The organism is Mesorhizobium sp. M1428, assembly GCF_040317515.1.
Lineage (GTDB): Bacteria > Pseudomonadota > Alphaproteobacteria > Rhizobiales > Rhizobiaceae > Mesorhizobium.
In genome coordinates, this window is record NZ_JAMYKT010000003.1 from 204,247 (window position 1) to 224,627 (window position 20,381).

Sequence of the window (20,381 nt, forward strand, 5' to 3'; positions counted from 1 at the left end):
ATACGCGAACCATGGGCATGGTACTGTCTTTCGTGCCGCGAACGGCGGCAACCAATCGAGCACAACAAACCGCGCCGGCGGCAGTGATCATCTTTCCCGGGGTGCGCTACGAGCAGCGGCCGCTGACGGGCGAAACGCGGCCGGCCGGCTCCGACAAGCCTGGACCTTCGGGGACATTGCCGGTACCTCATCACTGAGCATCGGAACCGGCTTAAAAATCCTGCAGTTCGCAGGAACTCTGTTCGAGAAACCGCGAGACGATCGGCTTCCAGCTGTCGTCGGGCACGAACGAACGGATGACGAAGACGCCTTCCTCTATCGGCGCCTCGACGAAGATGGCCCCTTGCAATTCCTCGGGAAGATCCTTGCGGACCTCGATCATCTGGGCCGGCGTCAGCACAACGGTGTCGAGCAGGCCTGCGGTCGCGCTGTGGTCGTTGAACGAGTAGATGTTGTGGCCGCCGCGGTCATAGACCGATATCGACCAGAACGGCACCTTTCCCGGCGCCTTGACCCGCACCATCCCTTCGGCAAGGTCGAAGCGGCATGCCGCCGCATAAAACAGCGGATCGACCGATTTCACCACCGGCGCACCGCCGGCTTCCGCGTCGAGCCTGGTCATCTTGTAGAGATCCGAAGCCATGGCCAATCGCGACCAGGCGTCGCGTTCGGAAAACTCGGGGACGAGCAGCAGCACGATGATGTGCACGATGCCGGCGCCGAGCAGTCCGAGCAGCACGGCATGCAGCAGGCTACGCATTGCAGCCGACCTTCTGGATCTGCGGCAGCGTGACGTCCGAGAGACCGGTGCTGCTGGCGATCGGCGTGTCGTAGAACGTAAGCACCAGGTACATCTTGCCGGCGCCGCTGGTCAGCAGCCAATTGCCGGGCGCAGGGCGGCTGCCGACGGAAATGACCACCGAATTGTCAGCCTGGCGCAGCACTTGATAGGACTGCAGCGCAGCCAGCCTCGGCTTGCCGGTCCCGACCACGCCAAGCGACTGGTCGGCGGCATAAAGCGTCCAGAACCGGGCGGTGGGAAAGCCGCCCGCAATCTTGTAGGCACATTGCCGCTTGAGCTGTTCGCCGCCGGAATCGCGCTCGGCTATGAAGGACAGTCCTTCCGCCTGTCCGAGCGCCAGCACGCCTTCGCGAGCCACGCGGGCCTTCGAATAGGGATCTGCCGTCGGCGTGCCGATATCCGGGAAGGCGGTCCATTGGCCGATCCTGATGGCGCCGACGCCGTCCTGCAGCTTCAGTGCATACCAGACGCTGCCGCCACCGCCGACGACGGCGATGGCAATCGAGAGCAGTGTCAGGAAGGCGTTCTTGAGCATGAGGAGGCAGGGAACCGAAGGCCGGGACTGAAAGATCGCCGCTCGGGGATATCGCGGCGCAGGGCCTTGTGGCAAGCGGCCTCGCGGAATTGGTCGTCACAGCGCCGATAGGGTCTCCGGCGTAGCGGGCGCATCGAGCACGGGTGCCGCATGGAACAGCTTGGTCAGTTCCTTCAGGGTCTGGGTGGTCCGGCTGGACAGCACCGGCGGACGCTCGGCGGCGGGATCGGCTGCTGCCTGTTCGGCGTTCTTCTTTTCCGCTTCCTCGGCCTTGGCGGCGATTTCGGCATCGACGAAGGGGTGATCGAGGCCGGGGATCGGTCTGAGGTCGATATTCTGGTGCGCATAGAGCATCAGGCGCTGCCACACCATGGCCGGCAGCGTGCCGCCGGTCATCTTGTTGGTCGCGGTGAAGTCGTCATTGCCGAGCCAGACGGCGGTCGTGTAGTTGCCGGTAAAGCCGACAAACCAGGCATCGCGGTAGGACTGGGTCGTACCGGTCTTGCCGGCGACGACGATGTTTGGAAGGGCTGCGCGCCGGGCAGTGCCGATCACCGGAACGGCAGCCAGCATAGTGTTCATGTATTTGAGCGCCTGCTCCGACAGCACCCGGTGCGGCGGCGGCGCATCCTTGGCGAAGTCGTAGACGACCTCGCCGGTACGAGTGAAGAGTTGGCTGATACCGTGCCGGGTTCCGGCAAAGCCGTTCTGGGCGAACACGCTGTAGCCCGTCGCCTGATCCATCACGGTCATGCCCGACGTGCCGAGCACCATGGTCTTGTGCGATTCAAGCGGCGACTCGACGCCCATCGCCTCGGCCATCGCCTTGATCGGCTTGATGCCGAGATAATCCTTGGCCAGCCGCACCGGCACCGTGTTGATCGATTTGGCCATCGCCGTGATCAGCGTGACGTTGCCGGCCGACCCGCCATTGTAATTGTGGGGCGACCAGCTGCCCCAGGAGATGGGTCCGCCGGAAACCACCGAATCCGGCGTGAAGCCATGCTCCATCGCTGTCGCATAGACATAGGGCTTGAACGAGGAGCCGGTCTGGCGAAGTGCCTTGGTGGCGCGGTTGAACTGGCTGGCGCCGTAGTCGCGGCCGCCGACGATCGCCCTAACCGCGCCATTGGTCTCGATGACGACGATGGCGCCCTCGGTGACGTTGTATTCCTTGCCGAACTGGCGGAGGTGGAACTCCATCGATTCTTCGGCTGCCTTCTGGATGTTGGCGTCGAAGGTGGTGTGGGCGACAAGCGAGTGCGGGCCGCCTTTGGCGGCGATCTTCTTGACCTCGTCGAAGGCCCAGTCGAGATAATAGTCGGGGCTCTTCTGCTCGCCACGGTCGACGATTTCGGCCGGGTGCAATCTTGCCTGCAGCACCTGGCCTTCGGTCATGAAGCCGGAATCGACCAGGTTGGACAGCACCACGTTGGCCCGCGCCCGGGCAGCGGGCAGGTTTATGTGCGGCGCGTATTTGGTCGGCGCCTTGAACAGGCCGGCCAGCATCGCTGCCTCGGCGAGGTTCAGGTCCTTGACGCTCTTGCCGAAATAGAAATCGGCTGCGGCCTCGATGCCGAATGTGCCGCCGCCCATATAGGCGCGGTCGAGGTAAAGCTGCAGGATTTCCTTCTTCGACAGATTGGCTTCGAGCCACAGCGACAGGAAGGCTTCCTTGATCTTGCGCTCGAACGTCCGTTCATTGGTCAGGAACAGGTTCTTGGCCAGCTGCTGGGTGATGCTCGATCCACCCTGGACGACGGAATTTGCCCGCACATTCTCGAATATGGCGCGCGACAGGCCGAGCACATCGATACCGTAATGGTCGAAGAAACGGCGGTCCTCGGTGGCCAGCACCGCCTTGATGACATGGTCGGGCATCTCGTCGACCGGCACCGAATCGCGCTGGATAATGCCGCGCTGGCCGATCTCGTTGCCGTAGCGGTCGAGGAAGGTGACGGCGAAGTCGCCTTGCGTGCGCCAGTCGCCGGCGGTTATCTGGAAGGCCGGCAAGGCCAGCGCCAAAAGCACGACGATGCCGCCGGCACCCAGCGTAAAACCTTCACTCAACAGTTCGATCAGGCCGCGGCGCCAGCCGCCGACGCGGAAACGCCGCGAGAAGATGGTCGCCGCTTCCCAGAACTGGCGCGCCCTGAAGCCGATTTCGTAGACCGAGGAATCGATCCACGCATCCACCGCCAGCAGCCTTGCGGCGATCGGACCTCTTCTCTTGCGTGGTTCCAAAGGACTGGCCATTCCAGGATCCGGCTGCGGCGATGCCGCCAACTGAGAAACCGCATGCCGGCAAATTCAGGGCGGCGCGCCGCTATGACTATTCGTCCATTTTGGCGCTGCCTACAAGGGCGATGAAGATAAGGGCGATGAAGATAAGCGGGAGGTTTGTCGAGGGGAAGACGGCCCCCGTGCGGCGTCAGCGAGATGCTGACGGCCCCGCGCGAGAGGCGCCGGTGCGCGCCGTCATCCGCTTCGTTGCTACCATCATCAAGGACCATGCCGCGCTGATCAGCGGCGAGACGCGATAAGGGCCTGGTGCCACCGCCAGCACACCCGGTGATTTTCACCGGAATCAGTCAAACCTTTCCGGGTCTCCTGCAATGGCCTGCTATCGCAAACCGCATGCACTCGCAAGGCGATCAGGCGTGTATCTATTTCTGCCGTGCGGCCGTTGCAGCGGCGGTGCGTGCGGATGTCAGTCCAAATCGGGTGCAGAGGCCTGGAACGCTATCGAAGTCCATATCCAGTTCGTACTTCCGCAAAAGCTCGCCGGACTTTGTTCTGTCTGGCCAGATGACGGCCAGTTCGCGGAAATAATTCTCGAAGCCAGCGGGTGAAATCACTTCGATGATTTCGCACTGCGTGTCGCCCGCGTTCCAGAACGTATGCCATTCGCCTCGCGGCTTGAACAGCCATGTGCCCGGCCCGGCGGTAATAACGTTCTCTCCAAGCAACGCGCCCAAACTGCCGCTCAGCACATATGAATATTCGTCTTCACGGTGATGCCGGTGCAAGGGCGCGGCCAGCGCACGAGGGGCGAGCGGATGGTGCACGATGGAGAAGCGCTCCCCGGTGTGGAATCCGTCTATCTTCCAGTGGATGCCGAAACCGCCCAAGTCAAAGCGGTCACCGGCTTCAGGCAGAATTGTGATGGGGTCCGATGAATGGCTGTGAGGCGAGTAAGCCGTCGCACGTTGGGGGCTTGGATCAGGCACTGCGCGTTCCATATCATCCTCCTGAAAATGGGTGTACGCTGCCGATCACCCATTTCTACGAGCCATTCACACCCAAGTCAATATCGGTGATCATATGAGTTCACTGAAAGAAGGCCAGCGTCGCTCATACCGGTTGCAGCGACGCGCGATCAAGCAGGCCGAGACCCATCTTGCGCTCACCCGCGCAGCATTCGATCTGCACAGTTCGGTGGGTCCATCGCGAACGACGGTGAGCGCCGTCGCCGAGAAAGCGGGGGTGCAACGGCTAACCGTCTACCGTCATTTTCCCGACGAGGAAGCGGTCTTCAATGCTTGCTCGGCATATTCGTTCGCCCAGGACCCGCCCCCCAACCCTGAAGCATGGCGATCGATCGTCGAACCGGAAGCTCGGCTCCGGACAGCGCTTTTCCAGCTCTACGGCTATTACAGGCGCAAGCGGCAGCTCCTAGCCAATTTGTATCGCGATGCCGAAATGCCGGTTGTCGCTGCCGCACTGGCCCGCCGGCGAGAGGTTCTCGCAAAAGGCGTCGCGATCCTTTCACAAGGCTACCTCGACCCGGATGGCGGAACTGCAAGGTTGCTCGTTGCCGCGATAGGACATGCGCTGGACTTCACGACCTGGCTGTCGCTTGTCGAGAACCAGGGCCTCTCTGACGAAGAGGCGGTGGAAACCATGCTCGTCCTCGTCCGCAGCGTCAGGTCGAGTTTGCGGGATGCCGAGCTAACAAGCCGTTGACTTGACAACCGTCGGCGCTGGAAACGGATGCTTGTAGACTTTTAGCCGCCGGTCTCATGATCTGACGCTGATCTCGCGGATCACATGGGACGCTTGTCCGCTATCTTTTTCGGGTCGCGGCCTATTGTGCCCGCGTCGGCTTTCCTGTGCTTGTCGGCAAGCCTGCGAATGCGATCGAAGCGGCTTTCCTCGGCCACTTTGGTCTTCGCCGCCGCATTTGGCTTCGGGACGAATGCGATCATGGATCGATCTCCTTGCCGAGGGGCACGCCGGGGAAGATACCCCGGCGGCTGTCTTTCAGGCTTGTTTCCGGCAGCTGGTCAATAGCCCATGCCGCCGGTCGAAGCAGCGGCTTCCTTGGCCGAAACGTCGGTGATCATGGCTTCAGCAGTGATCAGGAGCGCCGCAATGGAGCCCGCGTCCTGTAGCGCCGTCCGCACCACCTTAGCGGGGTCGACGATGCCGGCCTTGATCATGTCGACATAGGCCTCGTTCTGGGCATCGAAGCCCTGGTTGTGGTCCTTGCTGTCGGCGAGCTTGCCGACGACGATCGAACCTTCGACGCCGGAATTCTCGGCGATCTGCCGGATCGGCGCTTCGAGCGCTCTCGACACGATCGAAATGCCCGCCGTTACATCGGCATTGGCTCCGGTCAGCCCGTTCAGCACAGCCCTGGCGCGCAGCAACGCGACGCCGCCGCCGGGAACGATGCCTTCTTCGACGGCGGCGCGCGTGGCGTTCAGCGCATCGTCGATGCGGTCCTTCTTTTCCTTGACCTCGGATTCGGTGGCGCCGCCGACGCGGATGACGGCAACGCCTCCCGCCAGCTTGGCGAGACGTTCCTGCAGCTTCTCCTTGTCATAGTCGGAAGTGGTTTCCTCGATTTGCCCCTTGATCTGCTGGACGCGCGCCTGGATGGTGGTCTTCTCGCCGGCGCCGTCGATGATCGTGGTGGTGTCCTTCTCGATCAGCACGCGCTTGGCGCGGCCGAGCATGTCTATGGTGATGTTCTCCAGCTTGATGCCGAGATCCTCGGAAATCATCTGTCCGGCGGTGAGCACGGCGATGTCTTCCAGCATCGCCTTGCGGCGGTCACCGAAGCCAGGTGCCTTGACGGCAGCGACCTTGAGGCCGCCGCGCAGCTTGTTGACGACCAGCGTCGCCAGCGCTTCGCCCTCGACGTCCTCGGAGATGATCAACAGCGGCCTGCCGCTTTGCACCACGGCTTCGAGGATGGGCAGCAGCGCCTGCAGATTGCCGAGCTTCTTTTCGTGGATGAGCACGTAGGGGTCTTCCAGCTCGGCGCGCATTTTTTCGGCATTGGTGACGAAATAGGGCGAGAGATAGCCGCGATCGAACTGCATGCCTTCGACGACGTCGAGTTCGGTTTCGGCGGTCTTGGCTTCCTCAACGGTGATGACGCCGTCATTGCCGACCTTGTCCATCGCCTTGGCGATCATGGCACCGACGCTGGTGTCGCCATTGGCGGCAATGGTGCCGACCTGCGCGATCTCGCCTGAGGACTTGACCTTCTTGGCTCGGGCCTGGATTTCCTTGACGACGGCGCTGACGGCAAGGTCGATGCCGCGCTTGAGGTCCATCGGGTTCATGCCGGCGGCGACGAATTTGGCGCCCTCGCGCAGGATGGAAGCGGCAAGCACTGTGGCGGTGGTGGTGCCGTCGCCGGCGAGGTCGTTGGTCTTCGAGGCCACTTCGCGCACCATCTGTGCGCCCATGTTCTCGAACTTGTCGGAAAGTTCGATTTCCTTGGCCACCGTCACCCCGTCCTTGGTGATGCGCGGCGCGCCATAGGCCTTGTCGATGATGACGTTGCGGCCTTTGGGGCCGAGCGTCACCTTGACGGCGTTGTTGAGGATTTCGACACCGCGCAGCATGCGGTCACGCGCGTCGGTGGAGAATTTGATTTCCTTGGCAGACATGATTTTTTCCAGTTCGGTTGGTCGTGGCAAGACGCTTGCAGCGCGCCTGAATCAAAGCTTGGAGCATTCTTTGCGCGCCCGGCTGGGCGCGCGGCATTCCAATCAGGCGGCCTTCTTGGCAGCCACGCTCTTGGCAATGATGCCCATCTCGCTCTTGTCGATGATGCCCATGATGTCGGCCTCCTTCATGATCAGAAGCTCCTCGCCGTCTATCTTGACCTCGGTGCCGGACCATTTGCCGAACAGGATGAGGTCGCCGGCCTTGACGTCGAGCGCCATCAGCACGCCGCTTTCGTCCCGCGCGCCCGGCCCGACGGCGATCACTTCGCCTTCCTGCGGTTTCTCCTTGGCATTGTCGGGGATGATGATGCCGCCCTTGGATTTGGTGTCGCTTTCGGCGCGCCGAATGACGACGCGATCGTGGAGTGGCCGGAATTTCATGGGGACTCTTTCTGGGGCCGGCTTAGGCGGCCGCCCCTCTCTATAGGCGCTCTGGCACTCGATTGATAGGAGTGCCAAAAAATATTCATAGGCCATGTCAAATATTGAATGTATTATTTTGCTTGGCCATCCCCCGGTGTTCGGGGCCTTGCCGAATATTAATGAAATTGAATTTCTGTCCTTGAACACCTATTTTACGGTGAAGCTCACATTCACGACTTTCGCTGCAAGGGAGATTTTACCGATGGCCGAAGGCAATCAGAACATCATGGAAAAAGCTCAGGCTCGCTTCATGGAAAATCAAAAGAAAACAGCGGAGCGGAACAAAGCAACTGCCGAATATCTCTCGGAGGCGAAGGCCAGGATGATCAAGACGGCGAAGCTGAGGGAATTGCGACTGGCCAAGGAAGAGGCGGATCGCGCGGCGGCAGCTCTGAATCCGGTCGCCCCAAAGAAGAAGCGGGCGGCACGGACAGTCAAGCATGCCGTATCCGCACCGACGGAGGCCAAATCATGAGCCTGACATTTCCCAATCCCAGCCGCAGCTACGACGAGGCAAGCAAACGCATCCGCTTCGTCGGCCATGACGGCATGTTCCAGATTTCCTTCTCGGTCGCAACCGATGCCATCTCCAAGATGCAGCCGGGAACGGCGGCCTCGGAAGCTACCTACCTGGCAGCATTCGACACGGCTTCCAGCTCGATCCACGATGTTGCCAGGAATGCTTATGCCCGCACCCGCAGGAGCATATATGTGCTGACTGCGGCCGATTTTCGCTAGATCCGTCGCGATCCGTCCGCAAGACGCTTTCTCAGGGCTTCCGGTCCGCCTTCGCCCGCCGCTTGACGTCGCGACCGTTCAGCCGCTCGACCATCGCGTCCACATCGTGGGTGTTCAAACCGACCATGGATTGCTGCTTGAGCTCGACCCGCTGGCCGGTGAAGACGTCGAAGACGGTCCAGCAGTGAGGACGTTCCATACGCAGCGCGTAGCGGTTGGCCATCTTGGCGTCCTTTAGTTTCCGCCCGATCGATGAGTGTCGCTCGGTCAGGCTTGGGCGACGAAGAATACTGCCGCCAGGACAACCACCGTCCACAAAACGACGGACAGCTTCAGGGCCAGGCTACTGTGCGCGGAGAGCACCTCCCGCGTGCGGTTGCCGAAATTCTTGATGGTCATCGATATGGTCGGCGCCGCAATCGCGACCATCGGCGCCTTGGCCCCAAGCTTTCCGAAAACAGGCAACAGCGATGGCTCGCGCACGAAAACGACCTCGAATGTTTGGAAACCAGACATCTTCATAGCACCGTTCTTCGAACTCCCTCCATGCCAAATGAATTCGCGTCACTCTCAAGGGCGTCCGTGACGCGAAAGGCCGCGGCATCGCGGGTTGCGGGAGCAGGGCTTATTGCCGAGGTCATGAAGGTTCATAATCCGCGTGAGACGCGCTGATTCGCGCTTTGCCGGGATGGCTTCATGCAACGCAGCTACGCAGCCGGGAGGTCGACGCGACGGGCGAAGGGAAAGACGATGACCGCGCCGGCCGTCGAATTGCAGAGGGCCATATTCGAGGCAGTGAACGGCGATCCCGACCTGTCGGCGGCACTTGGCGATGCAAGACTGTTCGACCATGCGCCGGAAAATGTTGCGTTCCCCCACATGACCTTCGGCCGCACCAGCGTCTACGATTGGGCAACGGGGATGGAGAACGACGCAGAACAGTTGCTGACGTTGCATGTCTGGTCGAAATCAGAGGCCAGCAAGGAAACCAACGACATCATGGACCTGGTCAGCACCCGCCTGCGCGATACGGCACTCTCGCTCGGCGGACATCGCCGCGCCCACCTCAAGCTCGAATTCGCTGAAGCCCGCTACGACGAGGACCTTTCGGCCCATCACGGGCTGCTGCGCTTCCGCGCAGTGATCAAGGACGAGGGTTGACCACCGGGCACTTTCCGCAAATCGGGCAATTTTGTTCTTGCTTTGTGCCGGCAACTATGCTACTAAATCAATTATGGTGCTGATGGCGCCAGTGACCCGCCGCAGAGGCGGGTTTTTTGTTTCAGGTTCGGTTCGCCTGAACTGCCATCGGTTTGCCTCGGGCCGGATGCTTCGTCCTCCCAAATGGTCCTGCCCGCCAGATGATGCCGGTTGTCGGCGAAGGATTGCAGGGCTAGGTTAAACATTCGTGATTTCGCGGGGCCGGGCGGCGAAATGGCAATCCGATAATCTCGCGCTTCAGGGGTGTGGCGGGCATGCATTCGAGCGTTCACCGTTCATATCACGTTCAGCACCGGCGCGTTAGAACGCTGGCCATGAAAACCCTTCGCTTCCACTTCCGGACCGCGGCATTGGCGCTCTCGGCCGCCGGCCTGCTTGCGTCGCAAGCAATGGCGCTCCCCGCTGCCGCGCCCGAGTGGACTCAGCCAGTCGTCCTCGCCGCGTCCGACTGCTACGCGATCGGCCAGCAGGTGGCGGAGCAGAATGGCGGCACCCTGGCCAAGGCCTCGCAATCGACACGCGGCGGCCGGCCGGTCTGCGTCATCGTCGTGCTCGTTCCGGGCAAGGACGGGCAGCGTCCCCGTCGCTCGGAGATCGTCGTTCCGCTGAACTGAACCGTGCCGTTTCCCAGTCTGCCGGAATCGGCCTATATCTGAACAGCTTCAACAGGCCTTCCGCATGCGCGTACTCGTCGTCGAAGATGACAAGGATCTCAACCGGCAGATCGGCGACGCGCTGGTCGATGCCGGCTATGTCGTCGACCGCGCTTTCGACGGCGAGGAAGGGCACTTTCTCGGCGACACCGAGCCCTACGATGCCGTGGTGCTCGATATCGGCCTGCCGCAGATGGACGGCATCAGCGTGGTCGAGCGCTGGCGGCGCGGCGGCCGCAAGATGCCGGTGCTGATCCTGACGGCACGCGACCGCTGGAGCGACAAGGTTGCCGGCATCGACGCCGGCGCCGACGACTACGTCACCAAACCCTTCCACATCGAGGAAATCCTGGCCAGGGTGCGCGCCCTGATCCGGCGTGCTGCCGGGCATGCCTCGTCCGAGCTGACCTGCGGGCCGCTGCGTGTCGACACCAAGGCCTCCAAGGCCGACGTCGACGGCGTGCCGCTGAAGCTGACCTCGCACGAATTCCGCTTGCTTGCCTATTTGATGCATCACATGGGCGAGGTGGTGTCCCGGACCGAGCTGGTCGAGCATCTCTACGACCAGGATTTCGACCGCGATTCCAACACGATCGAGGTTTTTGTCGGGCGGCTTCGCAAGAAGATGGGCATCGACATGATCGAAACTGTTCGCGGCATGGGCTACCGCATGCGTAAGCCGGAGGCGTAACGCGGAACCGCTGCCTACAAAACCCGCCGTCTCGAACACGCCGTCCCTGCGGTCATGGCCGCGTTCGGTGGCGTTTCGCGTCATCGCCTTTTCCACGGTCTGGGCGATCCTCACTCTGGTCGTCATCTTCACCTTGATCACCACGCTCTATCGCCAGGCCAGCGAGCGCGGTTTCGACAGCCTGCTTTCGGCGCATCTGTTCAACCTGATCGGCTCGGTCGGCGTTTCTGAAAGCGGCCAGTTGACCGGCGCCCCCGACCTTGGCGATTTGCGGTTCTCGGAGCCGAATTCCGGCTGGTACTGGTCGGTCGAGCCCGCCTCGGAAGGCGTGCACGGCGATCTCCATTCGTCGTCGATGACCAAGGCGATCCCGTCGCCAAGCGTTGCCGAGGTGCCCTTCAATGCCAGCTTCCAGCGCAGTTATTCAGCGGACGGCATCGAAGGCGAGCAACTGGAGGTGTTCGAGAGCGAGTTCGTCCTCGATGCGAAAAACCGCGCCGCGCGTTTCCGCGTCATGGGCAACCAGACCGAGCTCGAGCAGGAAATCGCCACCTTCCAGCGGCGCCTTTTGACCTATCTGTCGCTGTTCGGCGTCGGCATGATCGCCATCAATGCGATTGCCATCCTGCTCGGCCTGCAGCCGCTGCGCCGGGTCAGGAATGCGCTTGCCATGGTGCGCGAAGGAACCGCGCAACGCCTCGACGGCCGTTTCCCGGCCGAGATCGAGCCGCTGGCCAACGAGACCAATGCGCTGATCGAGAACAACAGGCGTATCGTCGAGCGGTCGCGCACCCAGGTCGGCAACCTGGCGCACTCGCTGAAGACGCCGCTTGCCGTGCTGCTCAACGAGGGGCGGGCGCTGGGTGGCGCCAAAGGCAAGCTGATCGCCGAACAGGCCGCTTCCATGCAGAAGCAGGTGGACCACTATCTGCAACGTGCCCGCGTCGCCGCGCAGCGCGACAGCGTCGTCTACCGGACGCCGGTGACACCGCTGGTCCAGCGCATGGTGCGGGTGCTGCAGAAGCTCAACCCGCAGACGGCGCTGTCACTCTCACTGCCGGCCACCGACATCGTCTTTGCCGGCGAACGCGAGGACCTGGAGGAACTGCTCGGTAATCTGCTCGACAATGCGATGAAATGGGCAAGGAGCGCGGTCGCCGTTTCGGTCAAGCCCGTTGCCGGCAAGGAAGGCGCGGCCAACCTGTTCGAGATCAGCATCGAGGATGACGGCCCCGGCATTCCCGACGACAAGGCGCGCGAGGTGTTGCAGCGCGGCCGGCGTCTCGACGAGACAAAACCGGGCAGCGGGCTCGGACTTGCCATTGTCGCCGACCTTGTCAACGAGTATGGAGGCGTTCTCGCGCTGGAACGATCCGTCATGGGTGGATTGAAGGCGATGGTTCGATTGCGGAGCCTTCAGTAATGCTTTTCCAGATTGCTTTTCCGGGTGGCCGGCTGCGGCCAAATTTCCGACAAACATCGACATTATGGCCGCGTCAGCCTGCTGACAGCGCGGCGGTCCAGCCCAAGAAAGCCGGTTTTGGCATGAAGATTCGCGTCGCGCTCGTTTCCGCCCTGCTCGCCGTCTCCGGCTGCACGACGCTCGGCAAGGGCTCGGTCGTTACGGTGACGCCGACCGCGACGCCTCCCAGCGGCGCCAAGGTGGCGACGACGATCATCTCCGCCATGGGCGGCGGCCTCGTCGGCGGCTCTATCGGCGCCGGCCTGAGCGAGACCGAGAAACGCAGCGCGCTCGAGGCGGAATACAAGGCGCTTGAATACACGGCGAGCGGCCAGAAAGTGGCTTGGAAGAGCGACAGTTCGGCCCATCGCGGCGAAGTGGTTGCCGCCCAGCCCTATCGCGTCGGATCGCAGGACTGCCGGCAATACACCCATACGGTGTTTACCGGCACCGCTGGCGCCACCGCGCGCGGAACCGCCTGCCGCAATGCCGACGGCAGCTGGACGCCGCTGACGTAGCTGGTCCTTTGATGCATGGTCGTTATCGCAATACCGCTGCACACTTTTGCGCGACATGCATTATCGATCGGAGCGGTCCCGCCAAAGCGTCGCAGCACGCTTGTGTTGGCAGGGCAAGGGTCTCGTTCTATTGGAAGAGCCATGCTGTTCTGGGTCATAGCCGCAATCCTGACGTTGGGCGCAAGCCTGGCGGTGCTGCTGCCGTTGACCGGCGGTTCGAAGAACGCGTCCGCTGCCGGTGATCACGACCTTGAAGTCTATCGCGACCAGCTGGCCGAGCTTGACCGTGATATGGCGCGTGGCCTGATCCAGCCAATGGAGGCCGAAGAGGCTCGCGCCGAAATCGCCCGCCGCATCCTTCGCCTGAGCAATGCCGGCCAGGCCGCCGACACGGCGACGCAGCCGTCGCGGTCGGCAAGGCTGGTAGCGACGGCTGCCGTTCTGGTTGTTCCGCTGGTCAGCTGGGGCCTTTATGGCCAGCTCGGCTCACCCGACCTGCCGTCGCAGCCACTCAGCGAACGCCTGGCCAAGAACCCCGCCGACAGCTCGGTCGACGAGCTGATAGCCCGCGCCGAGGCGCACCTGGCGGCCAACCCATCCGATGGCCGCGGCTGGGACGTGCTGGCGCCGGTCTATCTGCGCATGCAGCGATACGCCGATGCGGTGACCGCCTATCGCAATGCCATCCGCCTCGACGGCGACAGCGCCGCCCGCCAGGCTGGTCTTGGCGAGGCGATCGCCAATGCGGCCGGCGGCATTGTCTCGGCCGAGGCGCAGGCGGCGTTCGAGGCGGCGTTGAAGCTCGATCCGGCCAATCCGAAGGCCTCGTTCTATCTTGCCATGGGCATGGCACAGGAAGGCCGCACAGCTGAAGCCACGGCGGCCTGGCAAAAGATGCTTGCCGCCTTGCCGCAGGGCTCGCCGTGGCGCGGCGCCGTCGAGCAGGCGCTGGCCGAATCCGCCGCCCGCAGCGTCGCTTCGGAAACGCCTGCGAAAGGGCCGAGCGCCGAGGATATCGATGCTGCTTCCTCGATGTCGCCGCAGGACCGGCAAGCCATGATCAGCACCATGGTTGCCGGCCTCGACGAAAGGCTTCGGCAAAATCCGCGCGACGAGGAAGGGTGGATGCAGCTCGTTCGTTCCTATGCCGTACTGGGCAAGACAGATCAGGCGCGTGATGCGCTCAATCGCGGTATCGCCGTCTTTGGCGCCGACAGCGACCAGGCCAGGAAATTCACCGCCTTTGCCGCCTCGCTCGGCGTGACGGCGACGGAGTAGACGATGACGCGCAAGCAGAAACGACTGTCGGTGATCGCCGCGGGGCTGGCGTTTCTCGGTGTTGCAACCGGGCTGACCTTCTACGCGCTTGGCCAGAAGGCCTCCTATTTCTACATGCCGGCCGATCTGGCCACCGCCAGCCTTCAGCCGGGCCAGCGTATCAGGCTCGGCGGTCTCGTCGAAAAAGGCACCGTCGAGCGCGGCCAGGGCGCCACCGTTGCCTTTTCGGTGACCGACAACCAGAAGGACGTCAAGGTTACCTATACCGGCATTCTTCCCGATCTTTTCCGGGAAGGGCAGGGCGTGATCACCGAAGGCTCGTTTGGCCCTGACGGGATCTTTGTCGCCGACAGCGTGCTGGCCAAGCATGACGAGACCTATATGCCCAAGGAAGTGGCCGACGGCCTCAAGGCCAAGGGCGTATGGCAGGAGAGCAAGAGTGAATAGAAAGGTTCCGCAAAAGTGTTCCACGGTTTTGCGGCAAGAACCTGCGGCAAGATCTAGCGAGCGCGGCGACAATGGTTGAAACCGGACATTTCGCCCTGGTCCTGGCGTTTGCGCTGGCCCTGGTGCAGACGATGGTGCCGCTGTTCGGTGCGCGCACCGGCAACCACAAGATGATGGCCGTCGGCGCACCGGCCGCGCTGACCGGCTTTGCCTTGACGGCGCTGTCTTTCGTGGCGCTGGCGACTGCCTATGCAGGCTCTGATTTTTCGGTTGAGAGCGTCTGGGAGAATTCGCATTCGCTGCAGCCGCTGATCTACAAGATCACCGGAACCTGGGGCAATCATGAAGGCTCGATGCTGCTCTGGGTGCTGATTCTGACCTTCTTCGGCGCGCTCGTCGCCGTCTTCGGCGGCAATCTTCCGGCGACGCTTCGGGCCAATGTGCTTGCCGTGCAGGGAGCGATCGGCGCCACTTTCTTCCTGTTCATCCTGACGACGTCGAACCCGTTCGTCAGGCTCAATCCGGCGCCTATCGAGGGCCGCGATCTCAACCCGATCCTGCAGGACCTCGGCCTCGCCATCCATCCGCCGCTGCTTTATCTCGGCTATGTCGGCTTCTCGATCTGCTTTTCCTTCTCGGTCGCTGCCCTCATCGAGGGCCGCATCGACGCTTCGTGGGCGCGCTGGGTAAGGCCGTGGACACTGGTTGCCTGGATGTTCCTCACCGGCGGCATCGCCATGGGCTCCTACTGGGCCTATTACGAGCTCGGCTGGGGCGGCTTCTGGTTCTGGGACCCGGTCGAGAACGCGTCCTTCATGCCGTGGCTGGCGGGCACGGCGCTGCTGCATTCGGCGATCGTCATGGAAAAGCGCTCGGCGCTGAAGATCTGGACGCTGCTTCTGGCGATCCTGACGTTCTCGCTGTCGCTGCTCGGCACCTTCCTGGTACGCTCCGGCGTGCTGACCTCGGTGCACGCCTTCGCCACCGATCCGACGCGCGGCGTGTTCATCCTCTGCATCCTGACGCTGTTCATCGGCGGCTCGCTGGCGCTGTTTGCCTTACGCGCCTCCCGGCTGACGGCCGGCGGCCTGTTTCACCCGATCTCGCGCGAAGGCGCGCTGGTGCTGAACAATCTGTTCCTGACCACCGCCACCGCCACCGTGCTGGTCGGCACCCTCTACCCGCTCGTCGTCGAAGCCCTCTCTGCCGACAAGATTTCGGTCGGCGCGCCGTTCTTCAACCTGACATTCGGCCCGCTGATGGTGCCGCTGTTGGTCGTCGTGCCGTTCGGGCCGCTGCTCGCCTGGAAGCGCGGCGACATTTTCGCGGTCGCCCAGCGTCTGATGGCGGCTTTCGCGGCGGCGCTGCTGGCCGTGCTGGTGACCGCCCTGTTCATCGACGGCGCATCGGTGTTGGCGGCACTCGGTGTCGGCCTTGCCTTCTGGCTGATCTGCGGCGCGCTCACCGATCTCGCCGTCAAATCCGGCTTCGGCACCGTCGCGCCCGCCGCCATGCTCAGGCGCCTCGCCGGCCTGCCGCGCTCGGTCTTCGGCACAGCGCTTGCGCATCTCGGTCTCGGCCTGACGACGCTCGGCATTGTCGGCACGCTTTGCTTCGGCACCGAAAAAATCTTGGCGATGCATGCCGGCGAGACCGTCGAACTGTCCGGCCACAAGCTGCGCTTCGAGGGGCTCTACCCGGCCCAGGGGCCTAACTACAGTGAGGATCGCGGCCGCTTCGCCCTGCTTGGCGCCGACGGCAGCGTCACCGGCGAGATCACCTCGGCCAAGCGCTCATATCCGGTGCGCCAGATGACCACGACCGAATCCGGCATCAGGACGATCGGCTTCAGCCAGCTCTATCTTTCGCTTGGCGACGAGGGCAGCGATGGCTCCGTCGTCGTTCGTCTGTGGTGGAAGCCGCTGGTGACGCTGATTTGGGGCGGCGGACTGGTGATGATGGCGGGGGCGGCGATGTCGCTGCTCGACCGCCGCCTGCGCGTCGGCGCACCGTCGCGCCGCAAGGCTGCGGCCGCCGTGCCATCGGCGAGCTCGTCATGAAAAGGGTCACACTGGCCTCGCTGGTCCTGCTGCTGGCGCTGTTGTTCGCCGGCGCGGCGCAGGCAGTCAAGCCCGACGAGGTGCTCGCCGACCCGGCGCTCGAGGCGCGGGCGCGCGCTTTGTCGGAAGGCTTGCGCTGCATGGTCTGCCAGAACCAGTCGATCGACGAGTCCGATGCCGATCTTGCCCGTGACCTGCGCATCCTTGTGCGCCAGCGCCTGGTCGCCGGCGATACCGACCGGCAGGTGATGGACTATATCGTTTCGCGCTACGGCGAGTTCGTGCTGCTGAAGCCACGCTTCAATCTGCGCAATGTCTTGCTCTGGGGGACGCCAGTTCTTCTGCTGCTCGTTGGCGGGACATTCATCCTGCTGGCCGCCCGCTCGCGCCGCTCGACCGCGACCGCTGCATTGACTGCCGAGGAACAGGCGGCGCTGGACAAGATGCTGGGTAACTAATCAGCTAATCCGGCCATTCCTCCGGCGGCCAGGCCCGCGACGTGTCTGGCGGCGGCCGGGTTCTCTCCTGCGACGAAGGGGACTTGCAGTTTAATGTCGTCCAGCGCTTCTCGCGACCAGGCGACGAACCGCCTCACTCCTTGTCTGCGCGCTTGGCTTCCGCCGCTTCGATCATGGCGTCGATTTCCGCTATGGCTTCGTCGTGAGGCACGACACGGCCAGCTGCAGCGTCGGCTATGCCGTGTTTGATACCTTCGATGATCTCAAGCTCGTGATCGACATAGGCCGAAACCGCCTCGGCCGCGAGGAAGGATTTACTGCGCCGAGTGACAGCGGCGATCCGCTCAAGCTTCAGCTTGGTTTCGGTCGAAACCCGAATCGTCATGGTGGCGCTTGCTGTCACAGTGAAAGCCTTGTGCTGAACTGATAGGGCATCGAACGGGCACGACCAAGAGATTTGTACGTCTTTGTCGGTGAATACATTACGAAAGTTTCATGTACCGGAAATGGCGCCGTAATGTGCGGCTCTCTATTTTCTTTGTCGAGGATGCCAATCAAGGGGCGTCCCTTGAAAAGAGGATACAAGAACCATGAATGTTGCCCCCAATTCATATCTTCGCACCCGCAAACGCCTGTTGGCCGCAGCCGCATCCCTGGCCATTGCCGGCGCCCTCGGTTTTGGTGCTGTTGCCACCGGGACAGCCCCGGTTCTGGCCGACGCCGTGCGTGTCGAGGCACCGCAGGTCCCAAGCTTCGCCGATGTGGTCGAGCGCGTTTCGCCGGCGGTCGTCAGCGTGCGTGTCAAGGCCAAGATCCAGTCGACGGCCGATGACGGTTCCGGCCAGATGGACGACGAGGACGGTCTAGGCAATCTTCCCGACAACCCGCAGCTGCGCCGGTTCTTCCGCGAATTCCGCGGTTTTGGCGATCAGGGTGGCGATCAGGGTCCGAACGGAATGCGCCGTTTTGGACATCGTGACCGCAACAACGACCAGCCGCGGCCGGTGGCGCAAGGGTCCGGCTTCTTCATTTCCGATGATGGCTATCTCGTCACCAACAACCATGTCGTCGAGGAAGGCACCGCCTTCACCGTGGTTACCAATGACGGCAAGGAGCTTGACGCCAAGCTGATCGGCACCGATCCGCGCACTGATCTTGCCGTGCTCAAGGTCGATGACGGCAACAAGTTCACCTATGTCGACTTCGCCGATGATTCCAAGGTTCGCGTCGGCGACTGGGTGGTGGCTGTCGGCAATCCGTTCGGCCTCGGCGGCACGGTTACCGCAGGCATCGTTTCGGCCCGCGGCCGCGATATCGGCGCCGGTCCCTATGACGACTTCATCCAGATCGACGCCTCGGTGAACCGCGGCAATTCGGGCGGCCCGACCTTCAACCTCAACGGCCAGGTCGTCGGCATCAACACCGCGATCTTCTCGCCGTCGGGCGGCAGCGTCGGCATTGCCTTCGACATTCCCGCTTCGACTGCCAAGCAGGTCGTGCAGGATCTGATGAAGAACGGTACCGTGCAGCGCGGCTGGCTCGGTGTCGAGATCCAGCCGGTCACCCCCGAAATCGCCGAGTCGCTTGGCCTTGGGTCCGGCAAGGGCGCGCTCGTTGCCAGCGCGCAGGACAACGGTCCCGGCAAGAAGGCCGGCATCACCGCCGGTGACGTGATCACCCAGGTGGACGGCAAGGACGTTGCTTCGCCGAAGGAACTCGCCCGTCTGATCGGCGCATACCCGCCCGGCAAACCGGTCGATGTCACGGTGTGGCGCAACGGCAAGAGCGAGGCGGTCAAGGTCGATCTCGGCAAGCTGCCGTCGAGCGACAAGCAGGCCTCGGCCGACCAGCAGCCTGCCCCAGCGCCGAAGACGGACACGCTCGCCGATCTCGGCCTGACCGTCACCAAGTCCGACAGTGGCAAGGGCCTTGTGGTGACCGATGTCGATCCCAACAGCGATGCCGCCGATCGCGGCATCCAGCCCGGCGACGTCATCACCTCCGTCAATTCGACGGAAGTGAACGGCACCGGCGACGTCGACAAGGCGATGGCCGACGCGGTGAAGTCCGGACGCAAGGCGGTGCTGATGCAGATCACCCGCGACGACAGCAACCGCTTCGTTGCATTGCCTGTCGCCAAGGGCTGACGACCGGTTCGACTTTTCCGGTGCGGCGGTTTTCAACACCCCCGAGCCGCCGCCCGGGAAAGCACGGGGCCTGAATACGTTAGTCAGTCATCGTGTTCCGCCCCAGCGGCAGCGGGCTTCCCATCGCCCGCTGCCGCTCGAACATGCCGCTCAAGACGTGAAGCGGTTTTAAGCTACGACATGCTAAAACAAAGACTTACCGCGTATCCCTGAATCACTTTGCTCGCGATACGCCATGGAGAAGGCCTCGATGCATATGCCGGCCACTCAATCTTCCAGCGAAATCGCGTATAACGGTTCTATGAAGATTCTCGTCATAGAAGACGATCGCGAGGCAGCCGACTATCTGCAGAAGGCGTTCGCCGAGGCCGGCCATACCGCCCATGTCGCCGGCGACGGCGAAACCGGCTTCGCGCTCGCCGATTCCGGCGACTATGACGTCATGGTCGTCGATCGCATGATGCCGCGCCGCGACGGCCTGTCGGTCATTGCCGGGCTCAGGTCCCGGGGCAATACGACGCCCGTGCTGATCCTGTCGGCGCTCGGCGAAGTCGACGACCGGGTCACCGGTCTGCGCGCCGGCGGCGACGATTATCTGACCAAGCCCTACGCCTTTTCCGAACTGCTCGCCCGCGTCGAGGTGCTGAACCGCCGCGCCAGCGCCAGGGAGGCCGAAACAGTCTACCGGGTCGGCGATCTCGAACTCGACCGGCTGTCGCACTCGGTGCGGCGCGCCGGGCGCGAGATAACGCTGCAGCCGCGCGAGTTCCGCCTGCTCGAATATCTGATGCGCCATGCCGGCCAGGTGGTGACGCGCACCATGCTGCTCGAGAATGTCTGGGACTACCATTTCGATCCGCAGACCAACGTCATCGACGTTCATATCTCGCGGCTGCGGGGCAAGATCGAGAAGGGCTTCGACAAGCCGATCCTGCACACGGTTCGCGGCGCCGGCTATATGCTGAAAAGCGGCTAGAACCCC

At 62.9% G+C, this 20,381-nt stretch carries 25 protein-coding genes; 15 read left to right on the forward strand and 10 right to left on the reverse strand.

Annotation, left to right across the window (positions count from 1 at the left end):
• Positions 1–211 precede the first annotated feature (211 nt).
• The 3 genes from NKG60_RS06120 to NKG60_RS06130 form a co-directional block, all read right to left on the reverse strand.
• Complete coding sequence (locus NKG60_RS06120) at positions 212–760, reverse strand: DUF1254 domain-containing protein (protein ID WP_352862717.1); 549 nt, start codon at positions 758–760, stop codon at positions 212–214.
• Positions 753–1,337 (reverse strand): DUF1214 domain-containing protein, encoded by a 585-nt coding sequence (locus tag NKG60_RS06125; protein WP_352665885.1) that lies wholly within the window; start codon positions 1,335–1,337, stop codon positions 753–755. The genes NKG60_RS06120 and NKG60_RS06125 overlap by 8 nt, the downstream gene beginning before the upstream one ends.
• A gap of 96 nt (positions 1,338–1,433) precedes the next feature.
• Positions 1,434–3,593, reverse strand: a complete 2,160-nt coding sequence (locus NKG60_RS06130) for a transglycosylase domain-containing protein (RefSeq protein WP_352974414.1) — start codon at positions 3,591–3,593, stop codon at positions 1,434–1,436.
• Between the two features lie 20 nt (positions 3,594–3,613).
• Between NKG60_RS06130 and NKG60_RS06135 the strand changes: the two genes are divergently transcribed.
• A complete protein-coding gene (locus NKG60_RS06135; RefSeq protein ID WP_352974415.1) occupies positions 3,614–3,880 on the forward strand; it encodes a hypothetical protein in 267 nt (88 codons plus the stop codon).
• Between the two features lie 123 nt (positions 3,881–4,003).
• On the opposite strand, the gene NKG60_RS06140 is transcribed toward NKG60_RS06135, so the two are convergent.
• Positions 4,004–4,579 carry a cupin domain-containing protein gene (locus NKG60_RS06140; protein ID WP_352974418.1) on the reverse strand — a complete coding sequence of 192 codons (576 nt, stop codon included), beginning with the start codon at positions 4,577–4,579 and terminating at the stop codon, positions 4,004–4,006.
• Between the two features lie 19 nt (positions 4,580–4,598).
• On the opposite strand from NKG60_RS06140, the gene NKG60_RS06145 reads away from it, so the two are divergent.
• Positions 4,599–5,303, forward strand: a complete 705-nt coding sequence (locus tag NKG60_RS06145) for a TetR/AcrR family transcriptional regulator (RefSeq protein ID WP_352974420.1) — start codon at positions 4,599–4,601, stop codon at positions 5,301–5,303.
• A gap of 80 nt (positions 5,304–5,383) precedes the next feature.
• On the opposite strand, the gene NKG60_RS06150 is transcribed toward NKG60_RS06145, so the two are convergent.
• From NKG60_RS06150 to NKG60_RS06160, 3 genes are all read right to left on the reverse strand, one after another.
• The gene (locus NKG60_RS06150) at positions 5,384–5,545 is read right to left on the reverse strand and encodes a hypothetical protein (RefSeq protein ID WP_352525670.1); all 162 of its coding nucleotides are present in this window, start codon (positions 5,543–5,545) and stop codon (positions 5,384–5,386) included.
• 78 nt (positions 5,546–5,623) lie between these two features.
• Positions 5,624–7,243: a chaperonin GroEL gene (groL, locus tag NKG60_RS06155; protein WP_352974422.1), complete on the reverse strand. Its 1,620-nt coding sequence runs from the start codon at positions 7,241–7,243 to the stop codon at positions 5,624–5,626.
• Positions 7,244–7,345: 102 nt separating this feature from the next.
• Complete coding sequence (locus tag NKG60_RS06160) at positions 7,346–7,684, reverse strand: co-chaperone GroES (RefSeq protein WP_352974423.1); 339 nt, start codon at positions 7,682–7,684, stop codon at positions 7,346–7,348.
• A gap of 244 nt (positions 7,685–7,928) precedes the next feature.
• Here NKG60_RS06160 and NKG60_RS06165 point away from each other — a divergent pair, with 244 nt between their 5' ends.
• Together NKG60_RS06165 and NKG60_RS06170 are read left to right on the forward strand one after the other, a co-directional pair.
• Positions 7,929–8,201 (forward strand): hypothetical protein, encoded by a 273-nt coding sequence (locus NKG60_RS06165; protein ID WP_352974657.1) that lies wholly within the window; start codon positions 7,929–7,931, stop codon positions 8,199–8,201.
• On the forward strand, positions 8,198–8,464 hold the full coding sequence (locus tag NKG60_RS06170; RefSeq protein ID WP_352454326.1) for a DUF1488 family protein: 267 nt from the start codon (positions 8,198–8,200) through the stop codon (positions 8,462–8,464). The genes NKG60_RS06165 and NKG60_RS06170 overlap by 4 nt, the downstream gene beginning before the upstream one ends.
• A gap of 31 nt (positions 8,465–8,495) precedes the next feature.
• Here NKG60_RS06170 and NKG60_RS06175 read toward each other — a convergent pair whose 3' ends face one another.
• Both NKG60_RS06175 and NKG60_RS06180 read right to left on the reverse strand, forming a co-directional pair.
• Positions 8,496–8,687 carry a hypothetical protein gene (locus tag NKG60_RS06175; RefSeq protein ID WP_352974425.1) on the reverse strand — a complete coding sequence of 64 codons (192 nt, stop codon included), beginning with the start codon at positions 8,685–8,687 and terminating at the stop codon, positions 8,496–8,498.
• 44 nt (positions 8,688–8,731) lie between these two features.
• Positions 8,732–8,947, reverse strand: a complete 216-nt coding sequence (locus tag NKG60_RS06180; protein ID WP_352974427.1) for a hypothetical protein — start codon at positions 8,945–8,947, stop codon at positions 8,732–8,734.
• A gap of 267 nt (positions 8,948–9,214) precedes the next feature.
• Between NKG60_RS06180 and NKG60_RS06185 the strand changes: the two genes are divergently transcribed.
• From NKG60_RS06185 to NKG60_RS06225, 9 genes are all read left to right on the forward strand, one after another.
• Positions 9,215–9,625: a DUF3168 domain-containing protein gene (locus tag NKG60_RS06185; RefSeq protein WP_352974429.1), complete on the forward strand. Its 411-nt coding sequence runs from the start codon at positions 9,215–9,217 to the stop codon at positions 9,623–9,625.
• Positions 9,626–9,999: 374 nt separating this feature from the next.
• Positions 10,000–10,299, forward strand: a complete 300-nt coding sequence (locus NKG60_RS06190; protein WP_352974432.1) for a hypothetical protein — start codon at positions 10,000–10,002, stop codon at positions 10,297–10,299.
• A gap of 64 nt (positions 10,300–10,363) precedes the next feature.
• Complete coding sequence (locus tag NKG60_RS06195) at positions 10,364–11,029, forward strand: response regulator transcription factor (protein ID WP_352974433.1); 666 nt, start codon at positions 10,364–10,366, stop codon at positions 11,027–11,029.
• A 10-nt stretch (positions 11,030–11,039) separates the two neighbouring features.
• Positions 11,040–12,452 (forward strand): ATP-binding protein, encoded by a 1,413-nt coding sequence (locus NKG60_RS06200; RefSeq protein ID WP_352974659.1) that lies wholly within the window; start codon positions 11,040–11,042, stop codon positions 12,450–12,452.
• Between the two features lie 122 nt (positions 12,453–12,574).
• The gene (locus NKG60_RS06205; protein WP_352974436.1) at positions 12,575–13,009 is read left to right on the forward strand and encodes an RT0821/Lpp0805 family surface protein; all 435 of its coding nucleotides are present in this window, start codon (positions 12,575–12,577) and stop codon (positions 13,007–13,009) included.
• 141 nt (positions 13,010–13,150) lie between these two features.
• Positions 13,151–14,287 (forward strand): c-type cytochrome biogenesis protein CcmI, encoded by a 1,137-nt coding sequence (gene ccmI / locus NKG60_RS06210; protein WP_352974437.1) that lies wholly within the window; start codon positions 13,151–13,153, stop codon positions 14,285–14,287.
• Positions 14,288–14,290: 3 nt separating this feature from the next.
• A complete protein-coding gene (gene ccmE, locus NKG60_RS06215) occupies positions 14,291–14,734 on the forward strand; it encodes a cytochrome c maturation protein CcmE (protein WP_352974439.1) in 444 nt (147 codons plus the stop codon).
• A gap of 71 nt (positions 14,735–14,805) precedes the next feature.
• Entirely contained in the window at positions 14,806–16,794 is a 1,989-nt protein-coding gene (locus NKG60_RS06220; protein ID WP_352974441.1) for a heme lyase CcmF/NrfE family subunit, read from the forward strand.
• Positions 16,791–17,252, forward strand: coding sequence for a cytochrome c-type biogenesis protein (locus NKG60_RS06225; protein ID WP_352974443.1), 462 nt, complete (start codon positions 16,791–16,793; stop codon positions 17,250–17,252). The genes NKG60_RS06220 and NKG60_RS06225 overlap by 4 nt, the downstream gene beginning before the upstream one ends.
• A 133-nt stretch (positions 17,253–17,385) precedes the next feature.
• Here the strand turns inward: NKG60_RS06225 and NKG60_RS06230 are convergent, their stop codons facing one another.
• Positions 17,386–17,637: a CopG family ribbon-helix-helix protein gene (locus tag NKG60_RS06230; RefSeq protein ID WP_502912295.1), complete on the reverse strand. Its 252-nt coding sequence runs from the start codon at positions 17,635–17,637 to the stop codon at positions 17,386–17,388.
• Positions 17,638–17,842: 205 nt separating this feature from the next.
• Here NKG60_RS06230 and NKG60_RS06235 point away from each other — a divergent pair, with 205 nt between their 5' ends.
• A complete protein-coding gene (locus tag NKG60_RS06235) occupies positions 17,843–19,399 on the forward strand; it encodes a Do family serine endopeptidase (protein WP_352974447.1) in 1,557 nt (518 codons plus the stop codon).
• 301 nt (positions 19,400–19,700) lie between these two features.
• Complete coding sequence (locus NKG60_RS06240; protein ID WP_254819962.1) at positions 19,701–20,375, forward strand: response regulator transcription factor; 675 nt, start codon at positions 19,701–19,703, stop codon at positions 20,373–20,375.
• Positions 20,376–20,381 lie beyond the last annotated feature (6 nt).

Coding starts and splice junctions, on each gene's coding strand:
- NKG60_RS06195 (WP_352974433.1), top strand. CDS start 10,364: ATGCGCGTACTCGTCGTCGAAGATGACAAGGATCTCAACCGGCAGATC.
- NKG60_RS06185 (WP_352974429.1), top strand. CDS start 9,215: ATGACCGCGCCGGCCGTCGAATTGCAGAGGGCCATATTCGAGGCAGTG.
- NKG60_RS06150 (WP_352525670.1), bottom strand. CDS start 5,545: ATGATCGCATTCGTCCCGAAGCCAAATGCGGCGGCGAAGACCAAAGTG.
- NKG60_RS06190 (WP_352974432.1), top strand. CDS start 10,000: ATGAAAACCCTTCGCTTCCACTTCCGGACCGCGGCATTGGCGCTCTCG.
- NKG60_RS06175 (WP_352974425.1), bottom strand. CDS start 8,687: ATGGCCAACCGCTACGCGCTGCGTATGGAACGTCCTCACTGCTGGACC.
- NKG60_RS06220 (WP_352974441.1), top strand. CDS start 14,806: ATGGTTGAAACCGGACATTTCGCCCTGGTCCTGGCGTTTGCGCTGGCC.
- NKG60_RS06120 (WP_352862717.1), bottom strand. CDS start 760: ATGCGTAGCCTGCTGCATGCCGTGCTGCTCGGACTGCTCGGCGCCGGC.
- NKG60_RS06125 (WP_352665885.1), bottom strand. CDS start 1,337: ATGCTCAAGAACGCCTTCCTGACACTGCTCTCGATTGCCATCGCCGTC.
- ccmE (WP_352974439.1), top strand. CDS start 14,291: ATGACGCGCAAGCAGAAACGACTGTCGGTGATCGCCGCGGGGCTGGCG.
- NKG60_RS06170 (WP_352454326.1), top strand. CDS start 8,198: ATGAGCCTGACATTTCCCAATCCCAGCCGCAGCTACGACGAGGCAAGC.
- NKG60_RS06230 (WP_502912295.1), bottom strand. CDS start 17,637: ATGACGATTCGGGTTTCGACCGAAACCAAGCTGAAGCTTGAGCGGATC.
- groL (WP_352974422.1), bottom strand. CDS start 7,243: ATGTCTGCCAAGGAAATCAAATTCTCCACCGACGCGCGTGACCGCATG.
- NKG60_RS06205 (WP_352974436.1), top strand. CDS start 12,575: ATGAAGATTCGCGTCGCGCTCGTTTCCGCCCTGCTCGCCGTCTCCGGC.
- NKG60_RS06140 (WP_352974418.1), bottom strand. CDS start 4,579: ATGGAACGCGCAGTGCCTGATCCAAGCCCCCAACGTGCGACGGCTTAC.
- NKG60_RS06165 (WP_352974657.1), top strand. CDS start 7,929: ATGGCCGAAGGCAATCAGAACATCATGGAAAAAGCTCAGGCTCGCTTC.
- ccmI (WP_352974437.1), top strand. CDS start 13,151: ATGCTGTTCTGGGTCATAGCCGCAATCCTGACGTTGGGCGCAAGCCTG.
- NKG60_RS06130 (WP_352974414.1), bottom strand. CDS start 3,593: ATGGCCAGTCCTTTGGAACCACGCAAGAGAAGAGGTCCGATCGCCGCA.
- NKG60_RS06235 (WP_352974447.1), top strand. CDS start 17,843: ATGAATGTTGCCCCCAATTCATATCTTCGCACCCGCAAACGCCTGTTG.
- NKG60_RS06160 (WP_352974423.1), bottom strand. CDS start 7,684: ATGAAATTCCGGCCACTCCACGATCGCGTCGTCATTCGGCGCGCCGAA.
- NKG60_RS06135 (WP_352974415.1), top strand. CDS start 3,614: ATGCCGCCAACTGAGAAACCGCATGCCGGCAAATTCAGGGCGGCGCGC.
- NKG60_RS06225 (WP_352974443.1), top strand. CDS start 16,791: ATGAAAAGGGTCACACTGGCCTCGCTGGTCCTGCTGCTGGCGCTGTTG.
- NKG60_RS06240 (WP_254819962.1), top strand. CDS start 19,701: ATGAAGATTCTCGTCATAGAAGACGATCGCGAGGCAGCCGACTATCTG.